14 protein-coding genes are annotated in these 18396 nt (G+C 49.4%); 12 read left to right on the top strand and 2 right to left on the bottom strand.

The features are described from left to right. Nucleotides 1-99: 99 nt before the first annotated feature. From cmoM to ACVA53_RS05805, 10 genes are all read left to right on the top strand, one after another. Entirely contained in the window at nt 100-921 is an 822-nt protein-coding gene (cmoM, locus tag ACVA53_RS05850) for a tRNA uridine 5-oxyacetic acid(34) methyltransferase CmoM (RefSeq protein ID WP_255040904.1), read from the top strand. Next, on the top strand, nt 918-2240 hold the full coding sequence (gene mukF, locus ACVA53_RS05845; RefSeq protein WP_255040903.1) for a chromosome partition protein MukF: 1323 nt from the start codon (nt 918-920) through the stop codon (nt 2238-2240). The genes cmoM and mukF overlap by 4 nt, the downstream gene beginning before the upstream one ends. After that, nucleotides 2221-2949, top strand: coding sequence for a chromosome partition protein MukE (gene mukE / locus ACVA53_RS05840; RefSeq protein WP_255040902.1), 729 nt, complete (start codon nt 2221-2223; stop codon nt 2947-2949). Before mukF ends, mukE begins: the two co-directional genes overlap by 20 nt. After that, a complete protein-coding gene (mukB, locus tag ACVA53_RS05835; RefSeq protein ID WP_255040901.1) occupies nt 2949-7412 on the top strand; it encodes a chromosome partition protein MukB in 4464 nt (1487 codons plus the stop codon). Before mukE ends, mukB begins: the two co-directional genes overlap by 1 nt. 296 nt (nt 7413-7708) lie before the next feature. Beyond that, a complete protein-coding gene (locus ACVA53_RS05830) occupies nt 7709-8713 on the top strand; it encodes a membrane lipoprotein lipid attachment site-containing protein (protein WP_255040900.1) in 1005 nt (334 codons plus the stop codon). A 347-nt stretch (nt 8714-9060) separates the two neighbouring features. Beyond that, nucleotides 9061-9846 carry a tetratricopeptide repeat protein gene (locus tag ACVA53_RS05825; RefSeq protein WP_255040899.1) on the top strand — a complete coding sequence of 262 codons (786 nt, stop codon included), beginning with the start codon at nt 9061-9063 and terminating at the stop codon, nt 9844-9846. A 213-nt stretch (nt 9847-10059) separates the two neighbouring features. Continuing rightward, nucleotides 10060-10233: a trimethylamine N-oxide reductase system protein TorE gene (torE, locus tag ACVA53_RS05820; protein ID WP_255040898.1), complete on the top strand. Its 174-nt coding sequence runs from the start codon at nt 10060-10062 to the stop codon at nt 10231-10233. A gap of 60 nt (nt 10234-10293) precedes the next feature. Beyond that, nucleotides 10294-11478 carry a pentaheme c-type cytochrome TorC gene (gene torC, locus ACVA53_RS05815; RefSeq protein ID WP_255040897.1) on the top strand — a complete coding sequence of 395 codons (1185 nt, stop codon included), beginning with the start codon at nt 10294-10296 and terminating at the stop codon, nt 11476-11478. 23 nt (nt 11479-11501) lie between these two features. Next, nucleotides 11502-13991, top strand: coding sequence for a trimethylamine-N-oxide reductase TorA (gene torA / locus ACVA53_RS05810; RefSeq protein ID WP_255040896.1), 2490 nt, complete (start codon nt 11502-11504; stop codon nt 13989-13991). Between the two features lie 136 nt (nt 13992-14127). Further along, nucleotides 14128-14568: a group II truncated hemoglobin gene (locus tag ACVA53_RS05805; RefSeq protein ID WP_255040895.1), complete on the top strand. Its 441-nt coding sequence runs from the start codon at nt 14128-14130 to the stop codon at nt 14566-14568. 9 nt (nt 14569-14577) lie between these two features. On the opposite strand, the gene ACVA53_RS05800 is transcribed toward ACVA53_RS05805, so the two are convergent. Further along, nucleotides 14578-15321 (bottom strand): LutC/YkgG family protein, encoded by a 744-nt coding sequence (locus ACVA53_RS05800; protein ID WP_255040894.1) that lies wholly within the window; start codon nt 15319-15321, stop codon nt 14578-14580. A gap of 351 nt (nt 15322-15672) precedes the next feature. Here ACVA53_RS05800 and ACVA53_RS05795 point away from each other — a divergent pair, with 351 nt between their 5' ends. Beyond that, the gene (locus ACVA53_RS05795; protein ID WP_255040893.1) at nt 15673-16461 is read left to right on the top strand and encodes a TSUP family transporter; all 789 of its coding nucleotides are present in this window, start codon (nt 15673-15675) and stop codon (nt 16459-16461) included. A gap of 18 nt (nt 16462-16479) precedes the next feature. Here ACVA53_RS05795 and ACVA53_RS05790 read toward each other — a convergent pair whose 3' ends face one another. Further along, nucleotides 16480-17190 carry an aspartate/glutamate racemase family protein gene (locus ACVA53_RS05790; RefSeq protein ID WP_255040892.1) on the bottom strand — a complete coding sequence of 237 codons (711 nt, stop codon included), beginning with the start codon at nt 17188-17190 and terminating at the stop codon, nt 16480-16482. Nucleotides 17191-17396: 206 nt separating this feature from the next. Here ACVA53_RS05790 and ACVA53_RS05785 point away from each other — a divergent pair, with 206 nt between their 5' ends. Then, nucleotides 17397-18290 carry a LysR substrate-binding domain-containing protein gene (locus ACVA53_RS05785; RefSeq protein ID WP_255040891.1) on the top strand — a complete coding sequence of 298 codons (894 nt, stop codon included), beginning with the start codon at nt 17397-17399 and terminating at the stop codon, nt 18288-18290. Nucleotides 18291-18396: the final 106 nt, after the last annotated feature.

Here is an 18396-nt window from a genome sequence, read left to right as displayed (position 1 = left end):
GCAGTTGAGCTCGAAAAAGCACCACAAGCCTTTATTCCTTTATCGCTTGTGAGAAAATAAGCCACATTTTTAGAACCGCTATCATAACGTAAAGCTGACGTGATCGAAGATCGAAATTTTGACGACTTAGCGCAAAAATTTGCAAAAAATATTTACGGAACTGGCAAAGGCCAGATCCGCCAAACGGTAGTTTGGGAAGATCTTGAGCAAATTTTAGCCCTATTGAAGAGCGATAAACCATTGCATCTGCTAGATGCAGGTGGGGGTGTTGGCCAGCTGTCGCAAAAAGTGGCAGAGTTAGGGCATCACGTTACTTTGTGTGATCTTTCTAGCGAAATGCTGAAGCTAGCGGAGCAAGATATTGCTAAAAACGGCTTGCTTAATCAGTATCGTTTAGTTCACAGTCCGGTACAGGAGATTGGTGAACACTTAGATAGTAAGGTGGATCTGGTTCTGTTTCATGCTGTGATGGAATGGCTGGCCGATCCACAGGCTGCGCTGGAATACCTTTTGGAGCAGGTAAGGCCGGGCGGTATTATTTCTATTATGTTCTACAACTATAACGGCCTGCTGTTTAAGAATCTGATTTGTGGCAACCTGACCCATATCGAAGAAGGGATGCCGCATAGAAAGCGCTTCAAGCTACAACCTTTGCAAGGGATCAAACCCGATGAAGTATATAGCTGGCTTGAAGAGGCTGGTTTTAACATCCTGGGTAAGACCGGTGTACGTACTTTCCACGACTATATGCAGACAACAATGGTCGGGGATTACAGTTTTGAACAGGTGCTGGCGATGGAGCAAAAACTTTGCCGCCAGGAACCTTATTTGTCTCTGGGCCGATATATTCATGTTTACGCCCAAAAGCCGTTAGCGGGCCCAGAGGCTGAGAAATACAAAAGCAATAAGGACAACGGATGAGTGAAGTAACCCAGACCGTTCCCGAGTTGGTCAGTTGGGTTAAGCAGCATAAATTCGAGCTTAACCTGCCAACCGAGCGGCTGGCGTTCCTGTTGGCGATTGCTGTGTTGAGCGGTGATCGTTTTGATGAAGAATTAGGGGAAGGTGAACTGATCGATGCATTTCGCATTGTGAGCGACTTGTTCGAGCAGACACCGGAAACCGTGGCCTTCCGTGCCAACAACGCCATAAATGAGTTGGTTCGCCAACGCCTGATTTCCCGATTTACCAGTGAGGTAAACGACGGTGCAAGTATTTACCGTTTGAGCCCGCTGGCCCTTGGGATCACCGATTACTATGCTCGCCACCGCGAGTATTCAACGCTGAAACTTTCCATTCAGCTTGCCATGGTTGCCGATGAAATTAACAAGGCAGCCACTGCAGCACAGGAAGGAGGCGATGAACGACATTGGCGGCAGAATGTCCATGCGGTACTGAAGTACTCAGTCGCAGAGATCTTTGACCGGATTGATCTCAACCAACGCACCATGGACGAGCAGCAGCAACAAGTTAAGCAAGATATTGCCGAGCTGCTGAACCAAGATTGGCGAGCGGCGATCAGTAGCTGTGAAGTGCTGCTGAACGAAACCTCAAGTACCCTGCGTGAACTGCAAGACACCTTGCAGGCCGCGGGTGACCAGTTACAAACCCAATTGTTGATTATCCAAGAAGAAATTCAGGGTAACTCGGACCTGGAGTTTGTCGATGCAATGGTATTCAACTTGCAGGCCAAGCTGGACCGCATCATTAACTGGGGTCAGCAGGCGATTGATTTGTGGATTGGTTATGATCGTCATGTTCATAAGTTTATTCGTACGGCTATCGACATGGACAAGAACCGTGCCTTCAGCCAGCGCTTGCGCCAATCGGTGAAAGATTACTTCGATGCGCCATGGGTACTGACTTATGCCGATGCCGAGCGTTTGCTCGATATGCGTGATGAGGCACTGGTTCTGCGTGATGACGAAGTGACCGGGATCGTACCGGAAGAAATGGAATTTGAGGAGCTGGATCTGGTTAACGACCAACTAGCTGAACAAATTGCCGCGATGTTGCAGGCCCATAAAGAAACCGGCGCTGCAATTAACTTGAGTTTGCTTCTTAAAGATTATTTGGCTCAGCACCCATACGCCCAGCATTTCGATATGGCGCGTTTGGTGATAGATCAGGCGGTAAGACTGGGTTACTCCGAGTCGGATTTCAATGCCATTCAGCCTGATTGGGAAGCTATTAATGACTATGGAGCCAAGGTACAAGCAAATGTCATTGACAAATATTGAAGAATTTATGCCTGAAAAGCTGGCCAAGGCGATTGCCAACCCGCTTTTCCCGGCACTGGATAATGCCCTTCGCTCGGGTCGTCATATCTCCAGCGAAGATTTGGATAACCACGCCCTGCTGATTGAGTTCGAGCAGGAGTTGGTCATGTTTTACAAGCGCTATAATGCCGAATTGGTGCGTGCGCCGGAAGGGTTCTTCTACCTGCGCCCGCGCTCGACATCATTGATCAGCCGCTCGGTACTGACAGAGTTGGATATGCTGGTGGGCAAGGTACTGTGTTTCCTTTATCTCAGCCCAGAGCGTTTAGCGCACGAAGGTATTTTCAGCAACCAAGAGTTATTTGACGAACTGATCCAGTTAGCCGATGAGAAGAAGCTAATGAAGTTGGTGACTCACCGTGCGACAGGCTCTGATCTTGATCGGGAAAAGCTGTTCGACAAGACCAAGACCTCTCTGCGTCGTCTACGTCGCCTTGGTATGCTTATCCCTATCGGTGAAAACGGTAAATTCCGGATCAGCGAAGCGGTGTTCCGTTTCGGTGCTGATGTCCGTGTCGGTGATGATGTTCGCGAAGCGCAAATCCGCTTGATTCGTGATGGTGAAGCGCTGGTTGTTCATCAGCAGGAGCCAAGCCAATCGAGCTTGCTTGATGCTGACGAAGCATCCGATAAAGAGTTAGACAAAGCCGATTTGGAGGATGAAGCCTAATGGAACGCGGTAAGTATCAATCGTTGACCATGGTCAACTGGAATGGCTTCTTTGCCCGAACCTTTGATATCGACAACTTGGTTACCACGCTATCTGGCGGTAACGGTGCCGGTAAGTCGACGACCATGGCGGCATTTATTACCTCCCTTATTCCGGATCAGAGCCTGCTTCATTTCCGTAATACTACCGAAGCGGGGAGCTCGAATGCTTCACGCGACAAGGGCCTGCACGGTAAGTTGAAACCGGGTACCTGTTACTCGGCACTGGATGTGGTGAACTCGAAGAACCAACGTATTATTTTTGCGGTAAAACTGCAGCAAGTTGCTGGTCGTGATAAAAAGGTGGATATCAAGCCGTTTATCATCCAGGGCTTGCCATCGCATGTTAAACCAACGGAAGTATTGGTTGAGACGTTGTCAGACAACCAGGCCCGTGTGCGTCAAATCAACGAAGTGAAAGAGTTGGTGACTAGCGAGTATGAAGGCGTTGTATTCAAAGCCTTCAACTCGGTCACTGATTATCACGTTCAAATGTTTGAATTTGGTGTGTTGCCGAAGAAATTGCGTAACAGCACCGACCGCTCGAAGTTCTACCGCCTGATTGAAGCCTCGCTTTACGGCGGTATATCCAGTGCCATTACCCGTTCGCTGCGTGACTACTTGTTGCCACACAACAGCGGTGTCAAAAAAGCCTTCCAGGACATGGAAGCCGCATTGCGCGAAAACCGCATGACACTGGAAGCAATCAAGCTTACCCAGAGTGACCGTGATCTGTTCAAACACCTGATCACCGAAGCGACTCACTACGTGGCGGCGGATTACATGCGCCATGCCAACGAACGTCGCCAGAAGCTCGAGAAAACACTGGGTCTGCGTGGCGAGCTGATGGGCTCTCGTAAAAACTTGGATGATCAGCAAACGTCGCTGACTAACATGACTGCAGAGCTGGATGAGCTGACTGAGCGTGAAGGTGCGCTGGAGCAGGATCACCAAGCGGCATCTGATCACTTGCAGCTGGTACAAACCGCCGTGCGGCAGCAGGAAAAGATCGAACGCTACCGTGAAGATCTCGAAGAGCTGACCGAGCGCTTGGAAGAGCAAGTGATGGTGGTTGAAGAAGCCGCTGAACAGCTTGCCATGGCTGAAGAGCAGTCCCTGCTGACTGAAGAAGAAGTCGACAGCCTGAAAACCCAGCTTGCTGACTACCAGCAGGCGCTGGATATGCAGCAAACCCGTGCCCTGCAATACCAGCAGGCGGTACAGGCGCTGGAAAAAGCCCGTGATATTACTGGCGAGCACCAGATGCTGGCCGATCAGGCAGTGCCTTATCTTGCTCAGCTAAAGCAGGATCAAGAGACACAGACTACAGCATTGCTTGCGCTTAAGCACAAGTTGGATATGTCGTCGGCTGCAGCAAAACAGTTCGATAAAGGCTTACAGATTGTTACCACTATTGCCGGTAGCATCGAGCGTTCACAAGCCGGTAGCAAAGCCCGTGAACTGATAGCCAAAGCCCGCCAGTTAGGTGCAATCACCGAGCGTAGTGATCAGCTAAAAGCCCAGTACCGTGACCTTGAGCGCTCAGTGCGCAATCAACGTCAGGCTCTTGAGCTTGCAGAAACCTATACCAAACGTTTTGCTGTCCAGCTTGACGGTGAACTCGCGCTGGCTGAAGAGCAGGCCCGCCATGAAGCAACACTGGAAGAGCTTGAGCAACAGCAGGAGACCTTGGTCGAGCAGCGCAATGATCTGCGTCGTCAAGAGCAGCAGCTAACCAGCCAGATTTCGACGCTAGAAGCCGCAGCCCCGGCGTGGATCGCCGCATCCGATGCATTGGAAAAATTGTCTGAGCAATCGGAGCGCGAGCTGTACGATAGTCAGGCGGTGATGGATGCCATGCAGCTGACGCTGGACAAAGAGCGCGCAGCCTCTGCGACTCGCGATAAGCTGGCAGTACGAAAACAACAAATCGAACTGGATATCGAGCGCCTAGCACAGCCGGGTGGTAGTGATGATTCCCGTTTGCGTGCACTGGCAGATACCTTGGGCGGCAGCCTGCTGTCGGAAATCTACGACGATATTACCTTGGCCGATGCTCCCTATTTCAGTGCCATGTATGGTCCTTCGCGTCACGCTATCGTGGTGCCGGATCTCAAAGGTATCAAAGAAAAATTGGTTGCGCTGGATGACTGCCCGGACGACCTGTACATCATTGAGGGGGATGCAGACTCTTTCGACGACAGCGGTTTTGATGTCGACGAGATGGAAGGGGCGGTATGTGTTCACCTTAACGATCGCCAGCTACGTTATTCTCGCTTCCCGAAAGTACCGCTATTTGGCCGTGCCGCACGTGAGCAGCGCCTTGAGCACTTGCGTGAAGAGCGTGAACAGTTGGTGGAAGACCATGCTAAGGTTGCATTCGATTCACAGAAACTGCAACGCTTGTACCAGAGCTTCAACAGCTTTGTGGCAACCCATATGGGCGTGGCGTTTGATGATGATCCGGAAGCCGGCCTGAAAGTTGCGCGTGACAAGCGTAATCAGGTAAGCCGCCAGCTGACCGATTCGCAAGCACAGGAGCAGCAGCAACGCAGCCAGCTATCGGCTGCCCGTGAAGCGTTGGGCCTGTTGGGGAAAATCAACCCACTGGTTAGCCTGCTGGAAGATGATACTTTGCAGGCTCGCTTTGATGAAGTGCAGCAGCAGCTGTCACAGCTTGATGAGGCCCGCCACTACCTAGACCGTCACGGTAAAGCAATTGCCGAGCTGGAATCCTTGGTGACCGCCCTGGATGCAGACCCGCAGCAGTTTGGCGCATTGCAGATCAGCTATGATGACGCTGACAAGCAGCTGCAAGCGTTAAAAGCCAAGATCTTCGCTGTGGCTGATTTGGCTGAACGACGTCACCACTTTGGGTACGCCGATTCAATCGATATGCTCAATAAGAGCTCCGAGCTTAACGAGCAACTGAAAGCCAAACTGGCATCGGCTGAGCGTGAGCGTAACCGTTGCCGTGACGCCCTGAAGCAGGCTCGCTCGCAGGCTAACCAGTATAACCAGCTAATGGCTTCGCTGAAGAGTTCTCATCAGGCAAAACTGGAAACAGTGCAGGAATTTGAGCGCGAGCTTCAGGAGCTAGGTGTTCGTGCCGATGTTGAAGCCGAAGAGCGTGCACGCCTTCGCCGAGATGAACTGAACGAGCGTCTGCATACTTCTCGTACCCGTCGTAGTCAGCTGGAAAAAGGCATTACGTCTGTTGAGCTGGAGATGAAAGGATTGGTGAAGCGCCTGCGTAAAGTAGGCAAAGAATACCAAGAGATCCGTAAACTGGTAGTGACTGCAAAAGCGGGCTGGTGTGCCGTATTGCGTTTGGCTCGTGAAAGCGATGTTGAACGTCGACTGCACCGTCGTGAAATGGCTTATATGTCGGCTGACGAACTGCGTTCACTATCGGATAAATCTCTGGGTGCGCTTCGTTTGGCGGTGGCTGATAACGAAAACCTACGCGATGCGCTGCGAGCATCGGAAGATGTCTCTCGTCCAGAGCGAAAGGTACTGTTTTACATTGCCGTATACCAGCATCTGCGCGAGCGTATCCGTCACGACATCATTCGCACCGACGATCCGGTTGAAGCGATTGAAGAAATGGAAGTTGAGCTGGCGCGTCTGAGTGAAGAACTAACGGCCCGTGAACAACGTCTGGCACTTAGCTCAGACTCCGTAGCAAACATTATTCGCAAGACCATCCAGCGCGAGCAGAACCGTATCCGTATGCTGAACCAAGGCCTGCAGAACATCGGCTTTGGTCAGGTCAAGGGTGTGCGCCTGAACGTGAAGGTACGCGATACTCACGAGCAGCTATTGGAAGGCCTGGCTGATCAGCAGGACCAGCACCAAGACTTGTTCGGCAATCACCGCTTGTCATTCTCTGAAGCGATTGCCAAGTTGTTCCAGCGCCTGAATCCGCATATTGATGTCGGCCAGCGCTCACCCCAGATCATGGGTGAAGAACTACTGGATTACCGTAATTACCTTGAGCTGAGCATTGAAGTTAACCGTGGCACGGATGGCTGGCTACAGGCTGAGTCGGGTGCGTTGTCAACTGGTGAAGCTATTGGTACTGGTCAGGCCATCTTGCTGATGGTTGTACAAAGCTGGGAAGAAGAGTCTCGTCGCTTGCGTGGTAAAGATATCATTCCATGTCGCTTGCTGTTCCTCGATGAGGCCGCACGACTGGATGGCAAGTCGATTGCGACTCTGTTCGAACTGTGTGATCGCCTGGATATGCAGTTATTGATCGCTGCACCGGAGAATATCAGCCCAGAGAAAGGAACCACCTACAAATTGGTGCGTAAGATCTTCAAAGATCGCGAGCACGTTCATGTGGTCGGTCTACGTGGCTTTGGTCAGGAGTCGAAATCTCCCGCTAATATCCAAACCATGCTGGAGTTAGATCCGGTGTAACCGCGAGCAAGCTGTTTCCTATTTACTAAAGCCGGTCGTTAGACCGGTTTTTTTCGTCTTGAACATAAGAACTTTTTCTCATTAATTAATTACCTCAACGATAAATTTTTTGCCCTCCCATATCCGCCTAAAATTTTAACTGTCAGATTCGGCCACTTGCCAGCTTGATTAAAACAGGGCTTTGCTAGCTGCCTCGTTTTGATCAGGTATGGTGCACAAATACATAACCAAACACTAAGCGGCCAGCATATTGGTTTGGTACAGGCCAGATTTTATTTTGTCGTAGGGGTGATGACATGAAAAAAATAATACTACCAGTGCTCGCCACGCTCATTGTGGCCGGGTGTAGTGATTCAGATGGGGCAGCGTCAACGTCAGCAAACAATGACGCAGCAGCCAATCAGGATGACGGTTCTTCAGTGCCAATTTCTGTGGATGTTTCTATACCACCCACAGAAGTACCAAAGGGGGCGGATGATCTTCAGGCATGTGTTGCAATTGATGCGGTGCAGGTAACGGATTTAGCTGGGACTATCGTGGAATGGACGACCAAGAGTATGACTGATCCTTACGGGGTCAATTCAACACAATGTATCCCGGCTGATTCTGATATTCCGGTTGATAACGATGGTTATCCGAAGTTTATCGTTATCGACTTGTACGATGTAACGGGAATTGATCTGGTCAACTTAATTTCAGAGCAACTGTTACCTGTGGGTGAGTACACCAGTATGGCTCTTTCCATCTTGCAAGGTAGCTACGGTGACTTCCTTGATACACCGTACTCTTATGTCGGCAATCCAGTCGACAAGATGAAGATGGATATTGTTGATGATCTAACGTTTGATGGTTTAGATATTAACATTGATGTGCCGACTACTTTTACTATGACGTTTGACCTCAAGAGTATGATTCAGCTCATTGAGCAAGCCTATTACCTCAAGAATGAAGGTTTCAAGGTGGTAGACAATATCACAGCAGGAACCTTGTTTGGTGATATCGATGTGTCATCGTGTAGCACTTCGGTAAAAGATGCGTATGTTTATCTTTATGACGCTGACTCTCCTGAATATGGTGATTTAGGTTCGGATTATCCACCGGTAAAAACGGCTAAGGTCAGTGACGACAACGGTTATGAAATGAAGTATGTGCCGGAAGGGAACTACGATGTGGTGCTGGTGTGTGATGCGCTGTTTGATTTACCGAATCAAATCGATCTGGATCTTGACCTTGATGGCGAATCAACGAAATATGAAAACCAGTACATCAAAGCCGGTGACGAGCATTATCGTAACCTGTAATTGATGTAAGTATCTATATAAAAAGCATAATATGAATAACAGCCAGACAATGTCTGGCTGTTTCATTTATAGGGCAATAAAGCCCGAGCCCCCGCATATTATTCTGCTATCAAGCTTTTATTCAGCTTATATCCGTATCTTGTAGCCTATAGAAATCGGATCTATATCTCATTTTTGGTTTTTGACTATATTTTTTTGTCAGCGTTAAGTTGCTGACAAAAGTAATATTAACCCCGTATGTCACCCTTTCTGGTCTCAATAGTCCTCTTTTTTGTGGTTGTTTTTTGACCGCTACTTCTTTAAATTCCTTACCCATAAACCGCAAACGCTTTGAAAGAGACTGAGATATGCCAGCTACCAAGACCCTGAAAAACGTTGTATTCGGTGCCATTTTCGGCCTAGTTGCGTTCGGTGCAACGACAGCCCACGCTTCTATTACCACTTCTCCAGAGCACCACCTGCTATCAACCCTGAACTATGTTGAGCTTGAAGCTGAGCAGGGTGATAAGAATATGCAGCTATTTTTAGGGCGCGCGTACCTTGAAGGCAGCAATGGTCTAAAAGCGGACCCGCTAAAAGGCATGTATTGGTTGGAAAAAGCAGCAGTAGATATGCCAGAAGTCAAAACCTTGATTGGCGATTTGTTTAAGAAAGGTGAAGTGTTGCCTCGTGATAATGAGCAGGCTTTGCATTGGTACTCGGCAGCTGCCAATGAAGGTGATGTACCTGCGATGGTTGAGCTTGGTATGTACTATGCGTCAGGCGCAACAGGATCAACAGATTGTGCAAATGCGATTAAGTGGTTTAACGAAGCGGCAAATGGTGGTTCGTTGGAATCAAAGCGAAACTTAGTTTGGTTGTATGCAACATGTTCGGATGAGCGTATGCGTGACGGTGACCGTGCATTGAAATTGGCCAAACAAGTATTGAGCCGTAATGGTACAGGTGATGCGGGTGACTACGATAATCTTGCTGCTGCCTATGCCGCCTGCGGTGAATTCCGCCGCGCGATTGAAGCCCAGCAAACGGCAATCGGTAAACTGCAAGAGCCAGAAGGCCAGCGTTATGCAAAGTTCGAACAGCGTTTGAAGCTGTATCAACAAAATCAGACTATCTACAGCGCTTCACTGTAATAAGCTGAAAAATATAGAACAAAAATAAAAAAAAGGTGCCAAGTGGCACCTTTTTTTGTGCTTGTTTTTACCCTCATCACTAATCCTTCATTTTCATTACCAATCACGGGTCCAGTTTCAATCCTTAACTATACTTACTGAAATTAGCTCTTAAGGATTAGGTATAGCCTTACTTAAGAGACAGATAAAAAGAATGGTAGAAGGAAAAAAGCAATGAGCAACCCTGAACCCGTCAGTGACAAAGAGAAAGCCAAATATGAATGGCGCTCTTTTTTGTTTATCACCATTTTTTTGTTTCCCATATTAGCTGTTGCCATTGTTGGTGGTTACGGCTTTATCGTGTGGGCGATGCAAGTGTTTTTCGTAGGACCTCCAGGTCACGGGTAATGTCGATTGCCGAGATATGAACGCCAGGGCAATGAGCAAAGGGTGATATAGGTAAACACTATGATGAGTGCTTTGAAAAAACTGTGGGCGACATTTTGGCGTCCAGCAGTGCATATTAGTTTGGGCGTATTGACCCTTGGTGGGTTTATCGCCGGGATCATTTTTTGGGGGGGCTTTAACACCGCCCTCGAGATGACCAATACGGAGAAATTTTGTATTAGCTGCCATGAGATGCGTGACAATGTTTATGAGGAATTGCAGCAAACGGTACACTGGTCAAATCACTCCGGCGTGAGGGCAACCTGCCCAGACTGCCATGTTCCTCATAATTGGACCGACAAAATCGCCCGTAAAATGCAAGCCAGTAAAGAGGTATACGGTGCGATTTTCGGAACGATCAATACCCGTGAAAAATTTTTGGAAAAGCGTCTAGAACTTGCCAACCACGAGTGGGAGCGTTTTGCATCTAACGGGTCTCTGGAATGTAAAAACTGCCACGACTACGACAGCATGAAATGGGATGAGATGTCGGATCTTGCTCGTACCCAGATGCAGCAAGCGGCTGAGCGGGATCAAAGCTGTATTGACTGTCACAAAGGGATAGCCCATGAGCTACCTGGAAATATGAATCTTTCAGGTGGCATGGTTCAGCAGTTGGTCCAGAAAGCCAGCAATACTTCTTTTAAAGAAGGGGAAAATTACTTCAGTGTTCGCTACCTGCCTATGTACGAAGATGAAGCGCTTACCATCGATGGCGGTGAGCTTAATCCTGCTTCCGAAGTGAAGGTCGTGCAGGTCAAAGACAATGTGGTTCAGGTTGAAATTGCCGGTTGGCGTAAAACCAAGGGCTTTGGCCGGGTGATTAATGAGGATTTCGGTCTGAATATCCCGACGGCGGCATTAAGTAAAGATGCGGCACTGAGTGACACCTTGGTCGAGAAATTTGAAGAGAAAGAAGATGATTTGACTGGCTTGGGTTGGCAGCGGGTAACGGTGAAACTGTGGATGCCAAAAGAGTCATTGATGGATGATGTGGAACCGATTTGGGATGAAGCGAGACCTGCCTATAACAACAACTGTAGTACTTGCCATACTCAACCAGCAGAAAATCACTTCGATGCGAATACATGGCCGGGTATGTTCAACGGTATGTTGGCATTCGTCAATCTGGACCGTGATAGTGAAGCTCTAGTGCTGAAATACCTACAGAAACACTCATCAGATTTTTCTGATGCCGGCCATTAAAAGAAGCGAAGCGAGGTAAGAACATGTCTCTGAGTCGACGTCAATTTTTATCAGGGCTGGTAACAACGAGTGCTGTTGGTGTTATCGGTCCAAGTTTACTCACCTCTGTTGCCCGCGCTGCCGAAGAGGTGTCGTCACCGTATTCGGCGGACGGGGTATGGAAAACGACCGGGTCTCATTGGGGGGCTTTTCGCGCCAAGATCTATAACGGCAAGGTTACTGAGATCAAGCCGTTAGAGCGGGACAAGTACCCGACTGATATGATCAATGGGGTCAAAGGTATTATCTATAATCCTTCCCGAGTCCGTTATCCTATGATCCGCCTCGACTGGCTGAAGAAGCACAAGTACAGCGGTGATACCCGGGGTAATAACCGTTTTGTTCGGGTTACTTGGGATGAAGCGCTAGATATCTTCTACAACGAGTTAGAACGGATCCAAAAGGACTACGGACCTTGGGCGCTGCATGCCGGCATGACTGGCTGGCGTCAAACCGGACAGTTCCATAGCTGTGGTAACCATATGCAACGTGCCGTGGGTATGCACGGTAACTTCATGACTAAGGTGGGGGATTACTCGACCGGTGCCGGTCAGACCATTATGCCTTATGTGCTAGGTTCAACCGAGGTCTATGCCCAAGGTACTTCTTGGCCTGATATTCTGGCCAACAGTAAAACGGTCGTGTTATGGGCCAATGATCCAATCAAGAATACCCAAGTGGGCTGGCAGTGCGAGACCCACGATTCCTATATGTATTACGAGCAACTCAAAGACAAGATTGCCAAGGGGGAGATCAAAGTGATCTCGGTGGATCCGGTGAAGTCGAAAAGCCAAAACTACTTTGAGTGCGATCAGCTTTATGTCAATCCCCAAACCGATGTGCCATTCATGTTGGCTATCGCCCACACCTTGTATAAAGAAGACTTGTACGATAAAGAATTCATCGACACCTATGCCTTGGGCTTCGATGAATTTATCCCTTATGTATTGGGTGAATCGAAAGACAATGTAGAGAAAACCCCGGAATGGGCGGAGCCTATCTGTGGTGTGAAAGCCGATGATATCCGTGAGTTTGCCCGTTTGCTGGCCAGTGACCGTACCCAGTTGATCTTTGGTTGGGCGGTGCAGCGTCAGCAACACGGTGAGCAGCCATATTGGATGGGTGCGGTGATCGCTACCATGCTGGGTCAGATCGGCTTGCCGGGTGGTGGTATTTCCTATTCTCACCACTACAGTGGGGTGGGGATCCCACCTACGGGGGCTGCAGGCCCTGGTGGTTTCCCGCGTAATGTGGATGAAGGTAAAAAGCCGAAATGGGATAACAACGACTTCAAGGGCTACAGCCGGACTATTCCTGTTGCCCGTTGGATTGATGCGATTCTCGAACCTGGTAAGGAAATTAATTATAACGGTGCGAAGGTCATCCTACCCGATACCAAAATGCTGGTGGTCAGTGGTTGTAACCCTTGGCACCACCACCAAGATCGCAACCGGATGAAAACCGCGTTCCAGAAGCTGCAAACCGTTGTGACTATCGATTTTGCTTGGACGGCGACGTGCCGCTTCTCGGATATCGTGCTGCCTGCCTGTACTCAGTTTGAACGCAATGATATCGACTTGTACGGGGCGTATTCGGGCACCGGTATATTGGCGATGCACAAACTGGTGGATCCGCTTTATCAATCACGAACTGATTTCGATATCTTTACTGATTTCTGCCGACGCTTTGGCCGCAACAAGGAATACACTCGCGGTATGGATGAGATGGAGTGGGTACGCTCGCTTTACGATGAATGCCGTGAAGCCAACAAGGCCAACTTTGAAATGCCGGAGTTCGATCAGTTCTGGGAAGTCGGGCAAGCGGGTTGGGTTGATTTTGGTGAGGGTAAGAACTTCGTCCGTCATGCTGACTTTCGTGAAGATCCGGAAATCAATCCGTTGGGAACACCGTCAGGGTTTATTGAAATCTACAGCCGCAAGATTGCCAGCTATAACTACGAACACTGCCAAGGGCATCCGATGTGGTTTGAAAAAGCTGAGCGCTCGCACGGCGGGCCGGGATCTGATAAGCATCCTCTCTGGCTACAGTCCTGCCACCCTGACAAGCGGTTGCACTCACAGATGTGTGAATCAGACGAATATCGCGCAACTTATACGGTACAAGATCGCGAGCCGGTCTATATCAGTCCGGAAGACGCTAAAGCCCGGGGGATCAGCGATGGTGATTTGGTCAGGGTGTTTAACGACCGCGGCCAGCTGTTAGCTGGTGCGGTGGTATCCCCTGATTACCCACCCGGCGTGATCCGTATTCATGAAGGGGCTTGGTATGGGCCGCTTAATGAGAAGCTAGGTGCCATTGATACGTACGGTGATCCGAATACCTTGACTATGGATGTGGGCTCATCCGAACTGGCTCAGGCAACTAGCGCTAATACCGTGGTGGCGGACATCGAAAAATTCAAAGGAGAAGTACCGCCGGTTACCGCATTCGGTGGGCCGATCGTTGAGTCTTGATCGAGCATTGGCATAATAGAAGAGAAGGCCACCATTACCGGTGGCTTTTTTCTGAGATGTCATACAGCACTCATCGTTAAATATTCCGTATAATTAGTCTATTGATATGCCAGATAGCTGTAAGTTGTAGATAGACATGAAGCCATACAGACCCAATGATTACACCGTCCAAGTAAAAACAGCACCCGATTACACGGTAGCAGAGAATACTTTCAACGCGGCAGGCGGTGAAGAAGGGATAAGGACCCTGGTTGAATCATTTTATCGTCATATGGATACGTTACCGCAGGCAAAGAAAGTGCGTCAGATGCACGGTGACGACCTAGCGGAGTCCATCGACAAGCTGACGACTTTCCTTGTTGGTTGGCTCGGTGGTCCTTCGCGCTATGAAGAGAAGTTTGGGATGATGAACCTACCGGGCGCACATCGCCATTTGGCGATTGGTGTCGCAGAGAAAGAAATATGGTTGCATTGCATGCAAAAAGCACTCGACGAACAGGGGTATGACGAACTGTTCATCCGCCATATCATGGTTCAGTTGTCATTCCCTGCCGAAATGTGCCGGAATCGCAATTAAGTTTTACTGCTACAGATCATCAATGATGATATAGGTGGCATGGACTGGGCCATGGACCCCGACAACCTTGATAAGCTCAATATCGGCGGTAGAACTGGGTCCGGAGATAAAGTTCACGCATGAGGGTAGCCTTTCCCCTTGCTGGGCTTTTTTGTACAGCTCAGCGGTTGCTTGGGTCAAGCGGGCCACCAGTGCACTTTTGGGGACGACAAAGACCGAGGCTTCAGGAAGTAGACTAATCGCCCGGCCTTGTGCCGGTTGGCTATACAGCACCATGGTGCCAGATTCTGCCAGCGCTTGCTCGGCATAAACGATCCCCACTTTTGCCCGTTCGGCTATCTTGATATTTGGTCCATAACCCAGCTGGGTATTCCATACATGGACACTATGAACGTCACTATCAAGTTGTTCGGGATCAAACAGTTCGAGCAATCTCGGATCAGCGGACACCAAGGTTTCGCTAGGGGTTTTGGACGGGCTGGCTGCGGTTTCATCATTACAGTAATCGGCACACACCTGACGCAGTGATTCGCTTAAGCCGTCTTTGGTGGTGACCAGAGCATGGGCTCCCAGTGCCTTGCGGGTGTAGTCGATCAGGATGTGTTTGAGTTCATCACTGCTTTTTCCCGCCATGACCTCGTGGTGGCACGTATAGAGCAGGGACGGGCGCTTCACCGGTTTGATTTGTCGTGGACGCCCCAGTTTGGCGGCGATGTTATCGAGAAAGTGCTCGCGGTTGATGATATCGCTCATGTTCAAGACTCCGGGGTTAATTGTCTGTTTTTAAAACTAGCTGCGGAACGGTTGGCCGTCAGGTTGCGGGAGAGCCCTTGCCCAGCGAACACAGCGCAGGAATATCTTTGAACTCCGATCCCAATATATGAGAGCGACCAATATCGACGATGACTAAATGGAACTCTTCCGGGTCGTCGAGGGGTTCGTCTTCGCGCGGACCAGTTTATCCAGGTTGGTATCAGTGCTTCAGGCTGAAAAAAGAAATTTAATTACTGAATGAAAATCCGTATTCTATCGGGCCTCTGGCGTGACAGAAGGCCAAAAGGTGCTTGCCAGTTGCTGTGTTATAACTTGGGTGTTGGGAATAGTATGGAATTTTCTTGGGAAATTATTGGGGCCCTGTTTGTGGTTGCTAGCCTTGCGGGCTTTATTGATGCTATCGCTGGCGGTGGAGGTATGCTTACCGTGCCAGCATTATTAGCTGCAGGGATCCCTCCGGCTCAAGCATTGGCAACCAATAAACTGCAAAGTTCATTCGGCAGCTTCTCTGCCACCTTGTATTTTGTCCGTAACGGCTTGGTTAATCTCAACGATATGCGTTTGGCAATAGTGTGTACGTTTGTTGGCTCTGCGGCAGGGGCATTGCTTGTCCAGTATATGGATGCCGGAACGTTAACTCAGGTGATTCCGGGCCTTCTCGTGGCGATTGCACTCTACTTCCTATTTGCCCCAGACGCGGGTGACGGGGGCGGAACCCCTAAGCTAAGTCAAGCGGGGTTTGCCTTGACGGTGGGGACTGGCATCGGCTTCTACGATGGCTTTTTTGGCCCGGGAACCGGTTCATTGTTTGCTGTCTGTTTTGTCGTGATCGCTCAGTTGGGGATTGTTGAAGCGACCGCAAAAACCAAGGTACTTAACTTTACGTCTAATTTTGCAGCGCTACTGTTTTTTATTTTTGCGGGTTTACCCATTTGGGAAATCGGCTTGGTGATGGCGCTGGGTGGCTTTATTGGCGCAAGGTTGGGAGCGAAAGTGGTGGTTACCAAAGGGCGGAAGTTGATCCGCCCTTTAGTGGTAATGGTATCGATGGTCATGGCCGTTAAGCTGCTGGTCGAGCAAAACCCGAAATGGGTCGATGCTATTATTTCTTTTGTTTAGTTGTGTATATAGAGGTTATCAGGCAACGAGTTCGGCAGAGTCGGCTGTTGCCCAATCAATACATGCTTTTGCCAAGATATTGAGTGAGTCCAGACATTTTTCTGGCTGGTGAAAGCCCGTTTCTGCAAGAGCGACCGGGATTTCAGTACACCCCAAGAGCACGGCATCAGCGCCTTGTTCAAGTAGGGCATCAAAGACCGGTTTCATTAAGCGGTGACCCTGTTCGACATCACCGGCTTTTACGGCATAGATCCCTGCCATCACTGCTTGTTGCTGGTCTTGATCTGGTGCAATGGCCGCAATTTGTTTTTGCGCTAGTTTGGTTTGGTACATTCGGGTCGTCATGGTCGCCGTGGTGGCCAGAATACCGACTTTTTGGTAGCCACGCTGTTGGGCTTCAGTAACAACACTGTCAAGAATGCTGATCATGTGTACCCGGCTGGTATTACTCAGTCGGGGATACCAGTAGTGCGCGGTATTACAAGGCATGACGATGCATTCGGCCCCTGCTTGTTCGAGTTGTTCCATACCTTGTTTCAGTACTTGATAGGGATCGTCGCCGTTACTGAGCAGAAAAGCGGTACGGTCGGGGATCTGAGGATTATTACTAACCAGCATAGGGATATGTTGTTGATCACTGCTAGCGGGTGTCTGCGCGATAATTTTTTGCATGAACTCGACAGTGGCGAGTGGCCCCATTCCGCCCAATATACCTAATTTCCTGCTCATTTTATTGTTCCTACACTATTTTTCACTGAGTTCACTATAGGGGAGCGCTGTCGCGCTGAGAAATGCCGTTGCTGAGCCTGTCATGCAAAATCAGTATGGCTATGAGCCAAAACTGTGATCCCAATAGCTTGAAATATTTCTGTGTGTGTACTGGGTTTCGCTATACTGCCGTTGCTTCTGGTTAGGGAAGAGCGGGTTGAACTGTTATGAATATTGAAAGTAAGTGGTTAGAAGATTTTTTGGCGTTAGCCGAGGTGAGAAACTTCTCGCTGGCAGCAGAAAAGCGTAATGTAACCCAGCCTGCATTTAGCCGCCGGATCAAAGCGCTAGAGCAAACGGTCGGTGCAGAGTTGATTGATCGTAGTAAGACGCCGGTAGCGCTTACACCCAGTGGCCGATTGTTCCGAATGACAGCCAGAACCTTGATCAATCAGATTATGGACGGCGTGGGTCAACTTTCAGACTTGTCAAAATTGGGGGGAAACAATGTCCGTGTTGCGGCTGCCCATTCATTGGCAACCAGCCTCGTTCCGTCTATTCAATTGGAACTACTCGCAGGCAAACATAAGCCGGTGTTGAGTGTCGAAGCGATCGATGTCGATGAGGCGATAGAAGAGCTGCAAGAGGGAGGGTGTGACCTATTGCTTGCGTTCGATGATGAATTGCTGCGTTTGCCGCCATACCAGTCTTTGCAAATTGGCCAAGCAGAACTACTACCGGTATGTGCTTGCGATAGTGCGGGCAAACCGCTTTATAGAATTGCCACTAATAAGGAAGTGCCTTGGCTGGCGTACAGCCCGAGCTCTTACATGGGGCGTCAAGTCGAGGCAGTCCGGGATCAGGTCAACTTGCAACCCGTATTCCTGTCATCAATGACAGACTTGTTGAAGTCATTGGTACTGCAAGGATTAGGTATAGCATGGCTGCCGGATTACGCCATAAAGCACGAGCTTGAAAGTGGGAAGGTCGCTATTGTTGGCGATGACTCACTTCGACTTCCCATCACCTATTACGCTTACCGTTACCAAGCCCGTTTGCACCCAGCTGGGGAGCAAGTATGGCAAGCATTGCGTCAACATGCTGATTTGAAACTGAGTTAGCTGCATGAACGGGTCATAGTGAATCAGGCCAACCTATTCCAAACTGGAATGGGTTGTCGTCCGACGTTTCGCTATTCCGAAGTGGATGTGAGTGGTACTTTCCTGC

The sequence above is a fragment of the Photobacterium sp. DNB23_23_1 genome (genome assembly GCF_052873815.1).
This window is presented reverse-complemented; position numbering and strand designations above follow the sequence as displayed.